Below are 16,139 nucleotides of genomic sequence, written 5' to 3'. Positions count from 1 at the left end.
CGGCCCGTGGCCCGCCTGCCGGACCCGCCCGCGGCCCGCCCGTGACCCGCCTGCCGGACCGCCTGCGGCCCGCCGGGTCGTCCCGCCGCCCGTCGGGTCGGTCCCGCTCTGTCCGAGGGGTGGACAAGAAGCCGACGAAGCGGACAATTCCCTGCTGTTCGGTTGGGGGACCGTCGCCCCCTGGCTAACCTGCGAGTATGGCCCTCGGATCTGCCTCCACCAGGACTGACCGCGCACGCATCGTGAGCGACATGCTCGCGTCCGGCAAGAAGACGTACTCGTTCGAGTTCTCCGCGCCGAAGACCCCCAAGGGCGAGCGGAACCTGTGGAACGCGCTGCGCCGGGTCGAGGCCGTGGCCCCCGACTTCGTCTCCGTGACCTACGGAGCGGGCGGCTCCACCCGCGCAGGCACGGTCAGGGAGACCGAGCAGATCGTCGCCGACACCACGCTCACGCCGGTGGCCCACCTCACCGCCGTCAACCACTCCGTGGCGGAGCTGCGCAACATCATCGGCCAGTACGCGGACGCGGGGATCCGGAACATGCTCGCGGTCCGCGGAGACCCGCCGGGAGACCCCATGGGCGAGTGGGTGCCGCATCCCCAGGGCCTGACCTACGCGGCCGAACTCGTCCGTCTCATCAAGGAGTCCGGCGACTTCTGCGTGGGCGTCGCCGCCTTCCCCGAGATGCATCCGCGCTCCACCGGCTGGGACACGGACGTCGCGCACTTCGTCGACAAGTGCCGGGCCGGCGCGGACTACGCGATCACGCAGATGTTCTTCCAGCCCGAGTCGTACCTTCGGCTGCGCGACCGGGTCGCGGCGGCGGGGTGCGGGACACCGGTGATCCCCGAGGTCATGCCGGTGACGAGTGTGAAGATGCTGGAACGGCTTCCACAGCTCAGTAACGCTTCGTTCCCGGACGTCCTGAAAGAGCGGATCCTCACAGCCAAAGACGATCCGGCGGCTGTACGCTCCATTGGCATCGAGTTCGCGACGGAGTTTTGCGCGAAGCTGCTGGACGAGGGCGTCCCCGGACTGCACTTCATTACGCTGAACAACTCCACGGCGACGCTGGAAATCTACGAGAATCTGGGCCTGCACCACCCACAGCAGGCCTAGACCGGCCGCACCCGCGTACGACACACTGCGTAGCGGCCACTGGGAGAGGGGCGTACATGGGCTTGACGGTCCTCTATATCGCTTTCGGCATCGTCGCACTGTGGCTCCTCGGCGAGGTTCTGCTGCAGTACAAGGCGCGGCTGCGCTACCGGCTGCTCGCCTTCGTCGGCTTCGCCGGTGTGGTTCTCGGTGTGCTGATCCCGTCCGTGATCGTCGTCGGTCTGGGCGCGGCCGCCTTCGCGGTCGGCCAGACGTACGTCACGCTGTCGTTCCGCCGCGGCTTCGCGGCCGGCTGGGCGGTGGGCAACCGTCAGGCAGCCGAGCAGGCTCCGGACAAGGGTTCGGGCAGGAGCAAGCGTCGGCGCGGCGAGCCGGACCGCCAGGATCCGACGTTGGACGTCTCCGACCTCGAGCCGGAGCAGGAGGCGGCCGAGGACGCACGGTATCCGCAGAGCGACGACGACTACACCCGCGAGGACGACGTCTTCACGCCCGCGCACTCCGACCGGTTCATGCCGACCGGCTCCGGCGACCTCACGGCGACCGGCGGCACGGCCGTGTACGAGCCCCAGCCCCTGCCCGATGACACCGGCTCCTACGGCGTCTACAGCGACGCCGCCTACGCGGCCGGCGCGGGTCAGTCCGGCCAGTCCTACGCAGCCGCTCCCTCCCAGGACCAGCAGGCCTACGCGTACGACGGTTACTCCGGTTACGACCAGCAGCAGTACGGCTACGACAACGGCCAGCAGCAGTACGCCGCGTACTCCGACCCGTACATCGGCACGCAGACCTACAACGGCGCGGCGTACGACATGACGTACGGCGGCGATCAGCAGTACCCGCAGCAGCAGGGCTACGGCCAGGACCAGTACGCCACCGGCGGCTACGGCGGCGAGACCCCGGCCGGCGGCGTCTGGGTCCCGCAGCAGCGCAGCACCGACGCCCAGTACGGCGGCGAGCTTCCGCCCGAGCAGCAGTATCCGTACCAGGACAACGGCCAGGGGAACGGCAACGGGAACGGGAACGGGAACGGCGCCGGGTTCGACGAGCAGTACCGGTACTGACCGTCCGCAGCGTCCTCAGGGCCGGGAACGCCTCAGGGACCGGGTGAGGGCCGGTACGGGCGGCCCCCAGGGGTGCTCTCCGAGAGCTCGCGGGCTCACTGCGAGCCCCGGAAGTCCGGTCCCTCCACGATCAGCCCGGACACCAGGGCGCCCGACATCCCCGCGTGCGGAAGGCCGCCGCCGGGATGCGTCCAGCCGCCGACCGTGAACAGCCCCGGCATGCGGGTGCCGTTCGACGGGTGCAGCAGCCGGCCGCCCGCCGCCGCGAGCGCCGGTGCGGGCACCGCGCCGCCCTCCGCGCCCGTCGCCTCCGCGATGTCGGACGGGGTGCGGATCTCGTGCCACAGCAGACGCTCACGCACGTCCGGCACGGCGCGCCGGGTGGCGTCGAGCACCCGCTCCACGTCCGCCTTCGACACCCGCAGACCCGAGGGCACCGTGACCGTCACGGTCACCGCCTCGTGGTCCGCGTCGGGCGCGAGACCGGGGTCGTCCGGGCGCGAGACCGTCACCGTGGGCGCGGCGGGGAGTCCGGGACGCTCGCCGAAGAGCCGCTCCAGCTCCTCCGCACGGTCGGGAGTGTGCACCACCGTCCGGTGCGCCACCCCTGCCTGCCGCCCGCCGCGCAGCGCCAGCAGCACGGTCAGCCGGCTCGGCACGCCCCGCTGCGGCGCGATCTCGTCACCGCCGCGCAGCGCCGTCCCGGCGACGAGACGGTCCAGCACCTCGGGCGCGACACCGGCGACCACGAAGTCGGCGTCCTCGACCGTCGCCGCCGCGGAGCCGTCAGCCCGGGAGGGGTCCTCGGCGAGCTCGACGCCCACCGCCCGTCCGTCCTTCTCCACGATCCGCCCGACCGGCGTCCCGAAGCGGAACTCCACCCTGCGGGCCAGACACCGCTCGTACACCGCACGCGCCAGTTCCCGCATGCCTCCGCGTACGTACCAGGTGCCGAAGGCGTGCTCCATGTACGGAAGCACGGCCGCGCTCGCCGGTGCGACGCGTGGGTCGAGCCCGTACGCGAGGGCATGACTCTCCAGGAGGGCGGCGAGCCGCGGCTCGCGCAGCTCCCACGCGCCGACCTCGGCGAGCGTGCCGGCCCGGCGGGTGCGCAGCATCCTCCTGTGCGACACCGCGGGGTAGGGCTCGCGGTCGGCGAGCACCTGCCAGTTCGGCCACAGCGGTTCCTCCAGGAGCGGCCGCCGTGTCCGGTCCCAGGCCTCGCGGCCCCGCACCATGAAGTCGCCCCACCGCTCGCCCGCGCCCGCCCCGAGCGCCTGGTCGAGGGCGGTGACGACACCCGCGCGGGAGGCGTTGGGCAGCGAGACCTCGGTGCCGTCGGCGAAGACATGGCGTGCGGACGGGTCCACCTGGACCAGGTCGACACACGCCTCCAGCGGCTCCTTGCCCGTCTTGACGAACAGATCGCGCAGGACGGCGGGCACCCGCAACAGCCCGGGGCCCGTGTCGAACGTGAAGCCGTCGCGCTCGAAGCGGCCCAGTGCTCCGCCGTACGTCGACGCGCGCTCGTACACCACCACCCGATGGCCCGCGACGGCCAGCCGGGCGGCGGCCGCCATCGCGCCCATCCCGGCGCCGATCACCGCAATCCGTCCCATGCCCGCGACTTTATCGGCCACCACCGACAGGCCGGTCCGGGGGCCTCTCGCTGGTCAGCCGGGTGGTGGCCTGACATGTGCGGCGAGCCGTCTCTCCTCCCGGCGCTGGGCCCTGCGGCGCAGGAACCGCCGGATGCGGGAGACCAGGAAGAAGAGCGTCAGCAGCCCCGCGAGCAGCAGCACGGCCGCGATGACCGCCGCGGCCACGGGATGGAACATCGCGAACGTCAGGATCCCGGCGACCCCGAGGTCCTCGGCGATGCTCATGCCGACGTTGGTGAACGGCTCGGGCGAGGTGTTGATCGCCATCCGGGTCCCGGCCTTGACCGCGTGGCTCGCCAGCGCGGTCGAACCACCGATCGCGCCCGCCGCCAGGTCGGGGAGCGAACCGCTGTGTCCGGCGAGCAGCGCACCGACCACCGCCCCCGCCACCGGCCGGACCACGGTGTGCACCGAGTCCCACACCGTGTCCACGTACGGGATCTTGTCGGCGACCGCCTCGCACAGGAAGAGGACGCCCGCCGCGATGAGCACGTCGGGGCGCTGCAGGGCCTCGGGGACGTCGTCGCTCAGGCCGGTCGCGCCGAAGACGCCGAGCAGCAGCACCACCGCGTACGCGTTGATGCCGCTGGCCCAGCCGCTGGTGAAGACCAGGGGGAGTACGGACACGGCAGCGATCGTAACCAGTTGACGACGGTCCGTCCTGGGGGTGAGTGCCCAGGACTAGGTATCCGTACCCAGTGAGGGAGATGAGTATCCGGACGGATGGGGTCCGCCCCGTTCGGACGGGAGAGTGGAGGCACGGAAGGGGGCGCGGCTCCGGTACCGCCGACACGGGGCGGCGGAACGGTTCCCGCGCCCTTGGCCGCTCCTTCCGCCGGCCCGGTCGGCGGGAGTGAGGCACGGGGGAACCCGGGGAACGACCGGACGGGGCCCGACGGAGAGAGCGGGGAGCACGGGGGGAGTACGGGGGAGCACGGCGAAGCGCCGGTTCGAAGTGGCCCGCGGGGGACGCGGCCACCTCGGACCGGCGCTTTCGCATGGAGCCGGGCCGTCGCGCCAGGGCCGTCCCGCTCGGGCGCGGTGCCCTAGCGGCTGCCGCTCACACGCCCCTGGAGCAGCCGTGAGAGCGCCGCGTGGACGTCGTCCAGGGAACGCTCGGGCTGGAAGGCCTGCCAGTCCAGGGCGGCCACCAGGACCATGCCGACCAGAGCGGCCGCGGTCAGCGGGATGTCGATCTCGTCGCTGAGCTCACCGCCCGCCACCCCCTCGCGCAGCACGTCCTCGACGACCGCGACCGCCTCCCGCCTGACCACCATGAGCGTGGACTGCCAGGCCCGGTTGGTGCGCCACAGCTCGGCCACGTACAGCTGGGTGAAGGCCGGGTAACGGTCCATGAAGACGAGCCCGGCGCGGATCATCGCGTCCAGGGCGTCGACTCTCGTCCCTCCCTCGCGCTCGGTCCGCTCCGCGGCCTCGCGCAGGGAGGTGGTGAGGAGCCCCACGCCGTGCCGCAGCAGCTCTTCGAAGAGGACGGCCTTGCTGGCGAAGTTGTAGTAGACGGTGCCCTTGGCGACTCCGGCCCGCTCCGCGATCTCGTCCACGGTGGTGGCGGAGAAACCCTGTTCCGCGATGAGGGTGACGGCCGCTTCGTAGAGCTTCTGCCGGGTGGCCTCGCGGCGACCGCTGCCTGCCGTGGTGTTGCTGCTTTCCATGGCCCTGATTGTCACAGGCTCAGCTCCGGGTGAAGGCGGTCCAGGGTCCACACCTGCCTGTTGCGCGCCGACAGGGCGGTGAGCGCGAGGGCGCCCGCGGTGAACGCCGTGAGGACGGCGCACGCCTGCCAGACGGGTCCCAGACCGCCGCCGGTGATGAGCCTGCGGAGGGCCTCGACGACATAACTCATCGGCAGGAAGGGGTGGATCGCGTTGAAGAAGCGCGGACTCGTCTGGACGGGGTAGGTGCCGCCCGCCGACGTCAGCTGGAGCATCAGAAGCGCCAGTACGAGGATCCGGCCGGCCGCTCCGAAGCGCGCGTTCAGCCACTGGACGACGGCCGCGAAGCACGCCGTCACCAGGAACAGGAAGCCGACCGTCCCGGCCGCCCGCACCATCTCCAGGCCGATCGCCCAGTGCAGTACGGACATCAGGGCCGCCGTCTGCAGCACGCCCAGGGCGGCCACCGGCAGCCAGCCCGCCAGGGCGATGCGCCAGGCCGAGGCGCCGATCGCGAGTGCGCGCCGGCTGAGCGGCGGGATCAGCATGTAGGCGACCATCGCGCCCACCCACAGCGACAGCGGGATGAAGTACGGGGCGAAACCGGTGCCGTAGTTGGGCGCCTTGTGCAGGTCCCCGGAGGCGAGCTGGACCGGGTCGGCCATGACGTGGGTGCGCCGGTCGCGGTCCTGCCGGTCGTAGTCGGGGATCCGGCCGGCGCCGTCGTGCAGGCCCCCGGCCAGCTTCCCGGAGCCTCCGACGAGCTGGTAGATGCCTCCGTCGAGGTCGCTCGCGCCGGTCGTCAGCCGGCCGACACCCGTGTCGAGGTCCGCCGCGCCGGTCCTGGCCGTGCCGAGCCCGGTGTGGAGTTTCTCGGCACCCGCCGCGACCTTCGCGGCGCCCGCGTCCAGTTCGTTGATCTTGGAGACGGCGTCGTCGAGGTCCTCGGAGAGGTGCGGTGAGCGGTTCGCGAGCGCACGGGCCTGCTTCTGGAGCGTGCCCAGGTTCCGGTCGAGCGTGTCGAGGTCGCCGCCCTGGTCGTCGACGAGCGTGTCGAGGTCGTCGGCGACCGCGGCCACGTCCGCGGCGGCCTGCTTGGCCTTCTTGAGATCGGGGCACGCGGGGTCGGGGACCGGCAGGGTCTCGCAGCGCGCCTTGTAGACGTTGTTCAGCACGGTGGAGGCCGTGTGGGCGCCCCTGGAGGCGGCCGGAGCCGCCTCCACCAGGGTGCCCAGGTTGTGGCGGACCACCGACGCGGAGTCGGCGACGAGACGGGCCGTGTCGCCGATCGACTTCTCGTTGGCCTTCACGAAGGGGCCCACCTTGTCCGCGACGCCGTTGACCCTGGTGGCCAGCGTCCGCGTGCCGTCCGCGACCTGCCGTGAACCGTCCTCCAGGTCGCCGGCGCCCTTGTCGAGCCGCTTCAGGCCCGCGGAGAGCTTCCCGCTGCCCTTCTCGGCCTCCTTCAGGCCGTCCGCGAGGTCCTTGGAGCCCTTCTTGGCCTTGCCGATCCCGCCCTTGAGCCGGTCGGCCCCCTTGGCGGCCTTCTCGGTCTCCCCGTGGATGTCCGAGAACGAGATGAAGATCTTGTCGAGGAACGATCTCGACGCCTTCGTGGAGGCCGCGGTGCGCACCTCGCTGAAGACCGTGCGCGAGATCTGCCCGACGATGTAGTTGTTCGCGTCGTTCGTGCGGACCTGGAGCGCGCCGGTCTCCGGCGCGTCCCCGGAGCTGGAGGCGATCCTGCTGCTGAAGTCGGACGGCATCGTCAGCGACAGGTAGTACGTGCCGTTCTCGACACCCTTGCGGGCCTCGGCGGCGCTCACCTCGTGCCACTCGAAGGTGTCGCTGTCGCGCAGCCCCTTGGTGATGTCGTCGCCCGCCCTGAGCTTGGCGCCCCCGGCCGTCGCCCCCCGGTCGTCGTTCACGAGCGCCACGGGGATGCGGTCGAGACGGCCGTACGGGTCCCAGAACGACCACAGGTAGAGGGCGCCGTAGAGCAGCGGCAGCAGGAGGAGCGCGGCGAGTGCGGCGCGCGGCAGCCTGCCCCGGCCGAACCGCCTGAGCTCAAGAGCGGCCAGTTTCGGTGAGCGCATCGGCCGTCTCCTTCTCGTCGGTCGTTTGGGGTTCCGCGGTCTTGCGGGGGGTCTCGGCCGCGTGGGGTTCCGCGGTGCCGTCGGGTTCGCCGACTGTGCGGGGATCGCCGGGTTCGTCGGCTGTACGGGGATCGCCGGTCTTGTCGGGGTCGTCGCCTGTTCCCGTGGGCTTCCCGGTCCGGCCGGTGGACACGGTGACCACCCCTTCGGGGGCCTCGCTGCACACCGCGACGACGGTGGTGCCGGATGCGGCGATCGACGCCAACAGGGCCCACGCCTCGGCCCGTTCGGCATCCGACAGCTTGAGGTCGGTGTCGTCGACGCCGAGCAGCCCCGGACGGCCGACGAGGGCCAGCGCGACGGACAGTCGCAGGCTTTCGAGCCGCTCCAGATCGCGTACGGCGGTCCGGGACCCCTTGGGCAGGGCTTCCCGGTCCAGCCCGGCGGCGGTCAGCGCGTCGTCGATCCGCCGTTCCGTCTCGGCGTTCCGCCCGGCCCTCGGGCGCCACAGCCCCCGCAGCGTCCCCCCGAACCGCCTTTGCAGCAGCGCCCGTTCGAGCAGGTGCTCCCCGACGGTCAGGGCGGGGTCCAGATCGGTGACGCCCGGGACGTGGGCGAGCGCGCTCGCGCGGCGCACCGCGGCCATCTGCTTCGGCAGGGTCGATCCGCCCATGACGCCGCTTCCCTCGGTGGGCCGCATCCGGCCGGTGAGGGCGAGCAGCAGGCACGTCCGGCCGGATCCGGACGGGCCCTCGACCGCGATCAGCGAACCGGGCTCCGCGCTCACCCCCACCCCGCGGAACGCCCAGCCGCGGGGCCCCTCGAGTCCCAAGTCCGTGGCCGTGACACCGAGTCCGTGCGGACCGTCCACAGCGTCCCCACCCCCTGAGCAATTTTGAACTGACTGGTCAGTGCAAAAACTAACGCGAACCTTCGATCGAAGCAAAGGCGCAGGTCAGAACGGATTGTCAGTGGCATACCTCACGATGGGCACATACGGCCACAGTGCCGTCACACAGACGACAGGAGGTTCGTCATGGCCACCTCTTCCGCAGCAGCCCCCCACCGGCGCCGCGCCCCCGGCCCTGCCCCCTCACTGACCGGCCCCGCGAGCGACGTGCACCCCGTGCTCCGCCGGACCACGGCCCCGCCCGCCGCCCTCGACCTGCTGGCCCAGGCCCGCGCCGGACTCGAGGAGGCGGCGGTCCTGGAAACGCCCAACGAGCGTTACGCGACGGCCCACTTGGCCGCTCTGCGCACCGCCGCCGCTGTCCTCGCCGCGCGGGGACGACCCGAACCCACCCCCCGACGCCGGGCCCGCATCCGCAGCGCCTGGGAGGTGCTCCCCGAGATCGCGCCCGAACTGACCGAGTGGAGCGCCCTGTTCGCTTCCGGCGCCGGCCGCCGCGCCCGGGCCGAGGCCGGCATCCAGGGCGCGGCGGGCAACCGCGACGCCGACGACCTCATACGGGACGTGGCGATGTTCCTGCGCATCGTCGAGCGGATGCTCGTGCTCCAACCCGTCCTGCCCCAGCCACGGCAGGACGGGGGTCGGGAGGTCCCGGACGCCGGCTGACCGTGCGGGGGAGGGAGATCAGGACGCGCGCGGTCCGGCGCCGCCGTCGAAGCCGTGGACCGCCGCACCGGCAGGCGCACCGGCGGCCCGCACGCCCGCCGTGCGGTCCCCCTTGATCCACGATTCGGGTCCGACACCCGGTCCATCACCCGATCCGTCACCTCATTCGTCATGTGATCCACCACGTGAACCGGCGCGTGAGACGGAGGATCGGGTACGGCGGCGGAGGCAATAGGGTGGAGACGCCTGATGCCTCCCGCCGGGAGGCCCCCCGATCGCTCCGCCCTACCCGAGGCGGTGCCGCGCCGAGGAGTCAACTGCCGTGTCGGACCCGATGCGCCCCCGCGCTTCTCTCCGTACCGCCGTGGTCTGGGAGGTCCTCAAGGACGCCCTCGACCGCCGGGTCAAGGCGACCGGACGGGAGTCCCTGGACGTTCTCGACACCGGGGGCGGCAGCGGTAACTTCGCGGTGCCCGCGGCCCGACTCGGCCACCGCGTCACCGTCGTCGACCCGAGCCCGAACGCGCTGTTCGCGCTGGAGCGCAGGGCCGCCGAGGCCGGCGTCGCCGACCGCGTCAAGGGCGTGCAGGGCGACGCCCACGGTCTCTTCGACGTCGTCGAGCGAGGCGGCTACGACGCGGTGCTGTGCCACGGGGTCCTCGAGTACGTGGACAACCCGGCCGAGGGCGTGCGCAACGTGGTGGACGCGCTGCGCCCCGAGGGCGTCCTCAGCCTGCTCGCCGCCGGCCTGGGCGGTGCGGTGATCGCCCGCGCCCTCGCCGGACACTTCAAGGAGGCCAGGCACGCCCTCGCCGACCCCGACGGGCGCTGGGGCGAGGGCGACCCCGTGCCCCACCGCTTCACCGCCGAGCAGCTCACCGCGCTCGTCGAGGGCGCGGGCCTGCGCGTCGGCGCCATTCATGGCGTACGGGTCTTCGCGGACCTGGTCCCCGGAGTCCTCGTGGACACCGAACCGGGAGCCCTCGAAGCACTCCTGAAGCTGGAGGCGGCGGCCGCGGAACTCGCCGCGTTCCACTCCGTGGCCACACAGCTTCATGTGCTCGGTGAGCCGCAGGGGACCGACGAGGCCTGAGTCGTCCGCCGTGGTGCGCCCCTGATCAGGGGCGGGGCGGCAGATGGAGTACGCCACAGGCCACCCGATCGAGCCCTCGGCGCCGTATGATCGAGGGAGACCGTCCGGCATGACGGGCCGGTCGCTGGGGAATGCAGGCCTCAGTGGATCGGGGTGCCATGGCGGGTTCCGGTTGGCGAATTGGCGCAGAGGGGCGGGTTTCACGGGGGCGATTCCCTGCCTATCCTGAAGGGGACCCCCGGTCGCCCCGGCGACTGCACGATGAGGAGGACGCCGTGCCGCTCTCGGAGCACGAGCAGCGAATGCTCGAGCAGATGGAGCGAGCGCTGTACGCCGAAGATCCCAAGTTCGCGACAGCGCTTGAGGGAAGCGGGCTGCGTACGTACACCCGGCGACGGGTCTACCAGGCGGTCGCGGGCTTCCTGGTGGGTATCGCGCTCCTCATGGCCGGAATGGTCGCAGTACAGATCTGGCTGAGCGTGGTGGGTTTTCTTGTCATGCTGGGCTGTGCGGTGCTTGCCGTCACCGGTTGGCGCAAGGCTCCCAAGCCGGGAGAACAACCGGCGACGCCCGGCGCACCCGCCGCGCGTCGCCAGGCGCGACAGCGCCGCTCCATGATGGACCGCATCGAACAACGCTGGCAGCGACGTCGCGACGAGCAGGGCCAGTAACAGCAGCAGCGGCCGCCGCGGCAACGGCGGACGGGCCGCGCAAGTAGGACATCGTGAGGGGGTGTCCACCCGGACCGGGTGGACACCCCCTCACGCGATGCCACCAACACCCGCCCCCGCCTCCGGCCGAGCCCACCCGCCCAACCCGACCGGGCCCGGTAACCGGTGGCGCGGTCCGACCGGTGGCCCAGCCCGACCGGTGGCGCGGTTCGCCCCGGTGTGCTGCTGTTGCTGTCCGTCTCGTGGGCGGCCCGCTCGTGAATCCCGTGTGGCCCGCCCCCCCGGTCGGGAGGTGCGGGCCACAGGCGGTGTCCGAAGTGGTGTCCGACGTCAGCCGTTCTGCCCCGAGGGGCGTCGCAGCAGAGTCTCCTTGCGGGCCGCCATCCGGGCCGTCACGGTCGCCCGGCGGGCCGACGCCGCCCAGGCCACTCTGATGGCTGAGCGGGGTGCGACGAGCGCCCGCAACCGGGCGAGCCGGCTCGCCGGAGTGCGCAGGGCAGCCGCGACCCGGCGGGCGTCCTCCGCGAGCCCCGCGATCATCCGGGGACGCGGGGCGTAGAGAACCTGCTCCACCGCCGCCGCCACCCGGTGCACCGCCTCCGCCGCGTCCCAGTCGAGAAGCCCGAGCCGCACGATCCGCGCCGCGGCGTTGCGCGGAGTCTGGGACTCGTCCGGCACGATCCCGTAGTCCCACGCCGTGTCGGTCACCTCCAGCCAGGCCGCCAGCGTGTACGCCGCCGCGTCCGCCTCACCGCGGCCGTGCGCACCGAGCCGCTGGGCCCGGACCCGCAGCCGCCACAGCATGGGCAGCAACGGCAACGCCAGCACCAGGAGTGCCAACAGGGTGAGCCCCAGGGTCTGGAACCACGGTGTGCCGTCGTCCTTGGAGCCCACCGCGGCCGACGCGGACTGGCTCGGGCACCCCTCCAGCCGCTTCAGCTGGGCCGAGCAGGTGGTGCCCGCCGACGGCGCGGTGGACGGCGCGGCGGACGTCGAGGTCGCCGGATTCGGAAGCGTCGGCGTGTCCAGGCCGGGAGTGGCCGTCTGGGTGTAGTCCGGCACCGAACCCCGGTTCGGGGTCGGCTCGAAGCGGGTCCAGCCCACCCCCTCGAAGTACAGCTCGGGCCAGGCGTGCGCGTCCCGCAGCCCCACCGACATCGAACCGTCGGCCTGCGGGGAGCCGGGCGTGAAGCCCACCGCGACCCGGGCCGGGATGCCCAGCGTGCGGGCCATCGAGGCCATCGCGAAGGAGAAGTGGACGCAGAAACCCTGCTTGTCCCTCAGGAAGCGCGCGATGGCGGCCGAGCCGCTGCCGACCTGCACCTGGGTGTCGTAGGTGAATCCGCCGGTCACCGCGAAGTAGTCCTGGAGCTTGACCGCCTGCTCGTAGTGGTTCGTCGAGCCCTCGGTGACCTTGCGCGCGGTCTGGGCCACCACCGCGGGCAGCGACTCGGGCACCTTGGTGAACTCACGCTTCAGGGCCGCCGACGGCTCCGGCGCGTCCGCGAGCTGCGCCGCGGTCGGCTGGACGATCAGGCTGGTGACGTCGTACTCCACACCGCGCGTGTTCTGGCCGTGGTCGCCGACGAGCGTGCGGCCCACCGGCTCGTAGCGCCAACTGCCCTTGATGCTCACCCGGCTCGCGGGGTACGGCATCGGAAGCCAGTCCTGCGCGTACCAGTCGGCCGCTGCGATACGGGTGCGGATCTTGCTGCGCCGGACGTCCGCCCCGAGGCCGACCGGGGTCGGGAACGTGTCGGGCACGTCCTGGATGTGCCGCTGGGCCGGCTTCCACGCCGTGCCGTCGAAGTCGTCCAGGGACACGATCCGCAGATACATGTCCTGGGTGTCCTGCGTGTTGGTGCGGTAGGACATGACCTGGCGGTCCTCGTCCACGTTCAGGCTGTCGCGGAGGGAGACCAGCGGGTTCACCGCGGAGATCGTGCCGCCGCCGCCGGAGCCCGGGCCCACGCCCCTACCGGCGGCGTCCAGCAGACCGCCGTCGAGAGCGGGCAGGCCGAGCGGCACCACCAGGGCGACACCCAGCGCGACCGCGCCGATGCGCCGCCCCGTGCGGACCGGTGCGGTCGCGCCCGTCGATACGTCCGGCCCCCGGGTGCGGGGCGCGCCGCCGAAGACACGCCCCCACTGCGAGAGCCGGTCACGGCCCTCCGCCAGAAGCAGCATCAGATAGCCCCCGGCCGCGAGCAGGAACCACAGCCAGGTGGCCCCGCCGCCCGAAAGACCCGCGGCGACCGAGTACAGCGCGAGCAGCGGGAGTCCGGCGGGGGCCGCGATGCGGAACGTCACCGCGAGCGCGTCCACCGCGAGCCCGATCACCAGGACACCACCGACCAGCATCAGCCGGATGCCGTCGGACAGCGGTGCCGGTATCGCGTACCTGCCGACGTCGTCCGTGCCCGTTCGGAGCAGGTCGCCGAGGTGCTGGAACGCCTCCGGCCCGGGAACGAAACCGAGGACTGCCTGCTGCCGGGCGAAGACCAGGGTCAGCAGCATCAGCGTCACCAGCGCCTGCGCCGCCACGGTCAGCGGCCGGGCCAGCGGAACCCGCCGGGTCAGCGCGCCCACACCGGCCTGCAGTGCCAGCAGGAACGCCGCCTGGAACAGCCAGGTCACCGGTTCGACCAGCGGCAGCAGAGCACACGCCGCCATCAGCGTGGCCGCGGCCGAGCACAGCGTCAGTCGTGCCCGCCCGCTCATCGGACTCCACCCCCTGCCGAACTCCCCGTGGACGCGGCACTCGTGCGCTGCCTGTCCGCCAGCCGCCACAGGTCCGCGAGATCCGCGCCACGCGGCACGGTCACGGCGGTCCAGCCCGCCTCGCGCAGCATGCGCAGTCGATCCTCGCTTCTGACCAACGGGCCGGGGACGTCCGTGGGTTCCCGCACCCAGGCCTCGCTGTCCAGCAGGAAGGCGACGGCCCCACCGCTGCGCTGGCGCATCTTGCCGAGCACCGACGCCTGCTCCTCGTCCAGGTGGCCCAGGAAGGCGATCAGCAGCCCTTCGTTCCCGCTGCGCAGGACGTCGTAGGCGCGGGACAGCCCGGTGCCGTCCGAGTGGTCGATGACCGCGAGCGTGTCCATCATCAGCCCGGCGGCGTCCGCCGACTGCTGGCTCGCGCCCGCGAACCCGTCGGCGCCCTCCCCGGGCACCGAACTGCCGTCGTCCGTCAGCAGCCTGACGGAGAAGCCCCGCTCCAGCATGTGCACCAGCGACGAGGCCGCGCCCGAAACCGCCCACTCGAAGGCCGAGTCGGGACCCGCACCCTGGTAGGCGATGCCCCGGGTGTCGAGCAGCACCGTGCAGCGGGAGCGCTGCGGCTGTTCCTCACGACGGACCATCAGTTCGCCGTAGCGCGCGGTCAGGCGCCAGTGCACCCGGCGCAGGTCGTCGCCGTAGCGGTAGCCGCGGGGGATGATGTCGTCCTCGCCGGCCAGCGCCAGCGAGCGCTGCCTTCCCTCGCCGTACCCCTTCGCCTCGCCGGTCAGCCGCACCGACGGCAGCGGCTCCACGCGCGGGATGACGGTCAGGGTGTCGTACGTGGAGAAGGAGCGTGTCAGCTCGCACATGCCGAAGGGGTCCGTGAGCCGCAGTTGCAGCGGTCCCAGCGGATAGCGGCCACGCAGGTCGGAGCGCACCCGGTAGGACACCTCGCGGCGGCCGCCCGCCTCCACCCGGTCCAGGACGAACCGGGGCCGCGGCCCGAGCACGTACGGCACCCGGTCCTGGAGCATCAGCAGTCCGGTGGGCAACCGGGACACGTTGTCCATCCGCAGATGGACCCGGGCCTCGGAGCCCGCGGGTACGCGCCCGGGGGAGAGCCTGCGGCTGCCCGCGACGCGGTACCGGGTGCGGTACAGCACGGTCGCGCAGACCAGGGGAAGCGCCGCGAGCAGCAGGCCGACCCGGAGCAGATCGCTCTGCCCCAGGACGTACGCGCAGATCACGGCGGCGACTCCGGCGGCCAGGAAGGAGCGTCCGCGGGTGGTGAGACCGGCGAGCGCGGTGCGCAGCCCGCCCTTCTCCTCCTCGGCGTCGCCCGTCCCCCCGGACATCACAGCCTCCGGGGCGGCTGCTGGCCGAACGCGGGCGCGCCGCGGCCCATCGGGTAGCCGGAGCCGGCCTGCTGCTGGGGTGCTGCCGGAACGGGGGTGTGCTGCAGGATCTCCTGGACGACCTGCTCGGCCGTACGACGGTTCAGCTGCGCCTGGGCGGTGGGGAGCAGACGGTGTGCCAGGACCGCCACGGCGAGTGCCTGGATGTCGTCCGGCAGCGCGTACTCCCGGCCGCTCAGGGCTGCGGACGCCTTCGCCGCGCGCAGCAGGTGCAGGGTGGCACGCGGCGAGGCGCCGAGTCTCAGGTCGGGGTGGGTGCGCGTGGCGGCGACCAGGTCGACCGCGTACCGGCGGACGCTGTCCGCGACGTGGACCGTGCGGACGGCGTCGATCAGCTTCACGATCTCGTGCGCGTGCGCCACCGGCTGGAGGTCGTCCAGCGGGTTCACGCCGCCGTGGATGTCCAGCATCTGGAGTTCGGCCTCCGCGCTGGGGTAGCCGATGGAGACCCGGGCCATGAAACGGTCGCGCTGCGCCTCCGGCAGCGGGTAGGTGCCCTCCATCTCGACGGGGTTCTGCGTGGCGACCACCATGAAGGGGCTGGGCAGTTCGTAGGTCTGCCCGTCGATGGTGACCTGGCGCTCCTCCATCGACTCCAGGAGTGCGGACTGCGTCTTGGGCGAGGCGCGGTTGATCTCGTCGCCGATCACGATCTGCGCGAAGATCGCGCCCGGCTTGAACTCGAAGTCCCGGCGCTGCTGGTCCCAGATGGACACACCGGTGATGTCCGAGGGCAGCAGGTCGGGCGTGAACTGGATACGCCGCACCGAGCAGTCGATGGACCGTGCCAGCGCCTTGGCGAGCATGGTCTTGCCGACGCCCGGGACATCCTCGATCAGAAGATGCCCCTCGGCGAGCAGCACGGTCAGCGAAAGCCGTACGACCTCTGGCTTGCCCTCGATCACTCCTTCCACCGAACTGCGGACTCGCTCCACAGTGGCGGTCAGATCCGTGAGGCTCGCTCGATCGTCATAGGTCGTCACCCGGCCCTCCTCGGCCCTTTCCCGGGCCGACGCCCTGTGCGGACCGGCCCACCCCGAAAAACGGA

At 72.3% G+C, this 16,139-nt stretch carries 13 protein-coding genes; 5 read left to right on the top strand and 8 right to left on the bottom strand.

Annotated elements, in window-relative coordinates; genetic code table 11:
• Positions 1 to 197 precede the first annotated feature (197 nt).
• Together metF and OHB41_RS14860 are read left to right on the top strand one after the other, a co-directional pair.
• Complete coding sequence (gene metF / locus OHB41_RS14865) at positions 198 to 1,121, top strand: methylenetetrahydrofolate reductase [NAD(P)H] (protein WP_266698585.1); 924 nt, start codon at positions 198 to 200, stop codon at positions 1,119 to 1,121.
• Between the two features lie 56 nt (positions 1,122 to 1,177).
• Positions 1,178 to 2,185, top strand: a complete 1,008-nt coding sequence (locus OHB41_RS14860; RefSeq protein ID WP_266698584.1) for an SCO2102 family sporulation regulator — start codon at positions 1,178 to 1,180, stop codon at positions 2,183 to 2,185.
• 95 nt (positions 2,186 to 2,280) lie between these two features.
• Here the strand turns inward: OHB41_RS14860 and OHB41_RS14855 are convergent, their stop codons facing one another.
• The 5 genes from OHB41_RS14855 to OHB41_RS14835 form a co-directional block, all read right to left on the bottom strand.
• The gene (locus OHB41_RS14855; protein WP_266698583.1) at positions 2,281 to 3,804 is read right to left on the bottom strand and encodes a phytoene desaturase family protein; all 1,524 of its coding nucleotides are present in this window, start codon (positions 3,802 to 3,804) and stop codon (positions 2,281 to 2,283) included.
• 54 nt (positions 3,805 to 3,858) lie between these two features.
• A complete protein-coding gene (locus tag OHB41_RS14850) occupies positions 3,859 to 4,473 on the bottom strand; it encodes a DUF4126 domain-containing protein (protein ID WP_266698582.1) in 615 nt (204 codons plus the stop codon).
• 419 nt (positions 4,474 to 4,892) lie between these two features.
• Positions 4,893 to 5,519 (bottom strand): TetR/AcrR family transcriptional regulator, encoded by a 627-nt coding sequence (locus OHB41_RS14845; RefSeq protein WP_266698580.1) that lies wholly within the window; start codon positions 5,517 to 5,519, stop codon positions 4,893 to 4,895.
• An 11-nt stretch (positions 5,520 to 5,530) separates the two neighbouring features.
• Positions 5,531 to 7,615 carry a YhgE/Pip domain-containing protein gene (locus OHB41_RS14840; protein WP_266698578.1) on the bottom strand — a complete coding sequence of 695 codons (2,085 nt, stop codon included), beginning with the start codon at positions 7,613 to 7,615 and terminating at the stop codon, positions 5,531 to 5,533.
• Complete coding sequence (locus tag OHB41_RS14835; protein ID WP_266698576.1) at positions 7,587 to 8,486, bottom strand: ATP-binding cassette domain-containing protein; 900 nt, start codon at positions 8,484 to 8,486, stop codon at positions 7,587 to 7,589. The genes OHB41_RS14840 and OHB41_RS14835 overlap by 29 nt, the downstream gene beginning before the upstream one ends.
• 165 nt (positions 8,487 to 8,651) lie before the next feature.
• Between OHB41_RS14835 and OHB41_RS14830 the strand changes: the two genes are divergently transcribed.
• The 3 genes from OHB41_RS14830 (at position 8,652) to OHB41_RS14820 (ending at position 10,955) form a co-directional block, all read left to right on the top strand.
• Positions 8,652 to 9,191 carry an SAV_6107 family HEPN domain-containing protein gene (locus OHB41_RS14830; RefSeq protein WP_266698574.1) on the top strand — a complete coding sequence of 180 codons (540 nt, stop codon included), beginning with the start codon at positions 8,652 to 8,654 and terminating at the stop codon, positions 9,189 to 9,191.
• Positions 9,192 to 9,513: 322 nt separating this feature from the next.
• Positions 9,514 to 10,284 (top strand): methyltransferase, encoded by a 771-nt coding sequence (locus OHB41_RS14825; protein WP_266698572.1) that lies wholly within the window; start codon positions 9,514 to 9,516, stop codon positions 10,282 to 10,284.
• A gap of 275 nt (positions 10,285 to 10,559) precedes the next feature.
• A complete protein-coding gene (locus OHB41_RS14820; protein WP_153291062.1) occupies positions 10,560 to 10,955 on the top strand; it encodes an SCO2097 family morphological protein in 396 nt (131 codons plus the stop codon).
• A gap of 330 nt (positions 10,956 to 11,285) precedes the next feature.
• Here OHB41_RS14820 and OHB41_RS14815 read toward each other — a convergent pair whose 3' ends face one another.
• The 3 genes from OHB41_RS14815 to OHB41_RS14805 are packed head-to-tail and all read right to left on the bottom strand — an operon-like array spanning position 11,286 to position 16,074.
• Positions 11,286 to 13,676, bottom strand: coding sequence for a transglutaminase TgpA family protein (locus OHB41_RS14815; protein WP_266698570.1), 2,391 nt, complete (start codon positions 13,674 to 13,676; stop codon positions 11,286 to 11,288).
• Positions 13,673 to 15,031 carry a DUF58 domain-containing protein gene (locus OHB41_RS14810; RefSeq protein ID WP_266698569.1) on the bottom strand — a complete coding sequence of 453 codons (1,359 nt, stop codon included), beginning with the start codon at positions 15,029 to 15,031 and terminating at the stop codon, positions 13,673 to 13,675. The genes OHB41_RS14815 and OHB41_RS14810 overlap by 4 nt, the downstream gene beginning before the upstream one ends.
• Complete coding sequence (locus tag OHB41_RS14805) at positions 15,031 to 16,074, bottom strand: AAA family ATPase (protein ID WP_266698568.1); 1,044 nt, start codon at positions 16,072 to 16,074, stop codon at positions 15,031 to 15,033. Before OHB41_RS14805 ends, OHB41_RS14810 begins: the two co-directional genes overlap by 1 nt.
• Between the last annotated feature and the right edge of the window lie 65 nt (positions 16,075 to 16,139).

This window comes from Streptomyces sp. NBC_01571 (assembly GCF_026339875.1).
Classification (GTDB): Bacteria; Actinomycetota; Actinomycetes; order Streptomycetales; family Streptomycetaceae; genus Streptomyces.
Note: the sequence above shows the minus strand (reverse complement) of the source record. Positions and strands in the feature narration are given on the sequence as shown.

Coding starts and splice junctions, on each gene's coding strand:
- metF (WP_266698585.1), top strand. CDS start 198: ATGGCCCTCGGATCTGCCTCCACCAGGACTGACCGCGCACGCATCGTG.
- OHB41_RS14860 (WP_266698584.1), top strand. CDS start 1,178: ATGGGCTTGACGGTCCTCTATATCGCTTTCGGCATCGTCGCACTGTGG.
- OHB41_RS14855 (WP_266698583.1), bottom strand. CDS start 3,804: ATGGGACGGATTGCGGTGATCGGCGCCGGGATGGGCGCGATGGCGGCC.
- OHB41_RS14845 (WP_266698580.1), bottom strand. CDS start 5,519: ATGGAAAGCAGCAACACCACGGCAGGCAGCGGTCGCCGCGAGGCCACC.
- OHB41_RS14840 (WP_266698578.1), bottom strand. CDS start 7,615: ATGCGCTCACCGAAACTGGCCGCTCTTGAGCTCAGGCGGTTCGGCCGG.
- OHB41_RS14830 (WP_266698574.1), top strand. CDS start 8,652: ATGGCCACCTCTTCCGCAGCAGCCCCCCACCGGCGCCGCGCCCCCGGC.
- OHB41_RS14815 (WP_266698570.1), bottom strand. CDS start 13,676: ATGAGCGGGCGGGCACGACTGACGCTGTGCTCGGCCGCGGCCACGCTG.
- OHB41_RS14810 (WP_266698569.1), bottom strand. CDS start 15,031: ATGTCCGGGGGGACGGGCGACGCCGAGGAGGAGAAGGGCGGGCTGCGC.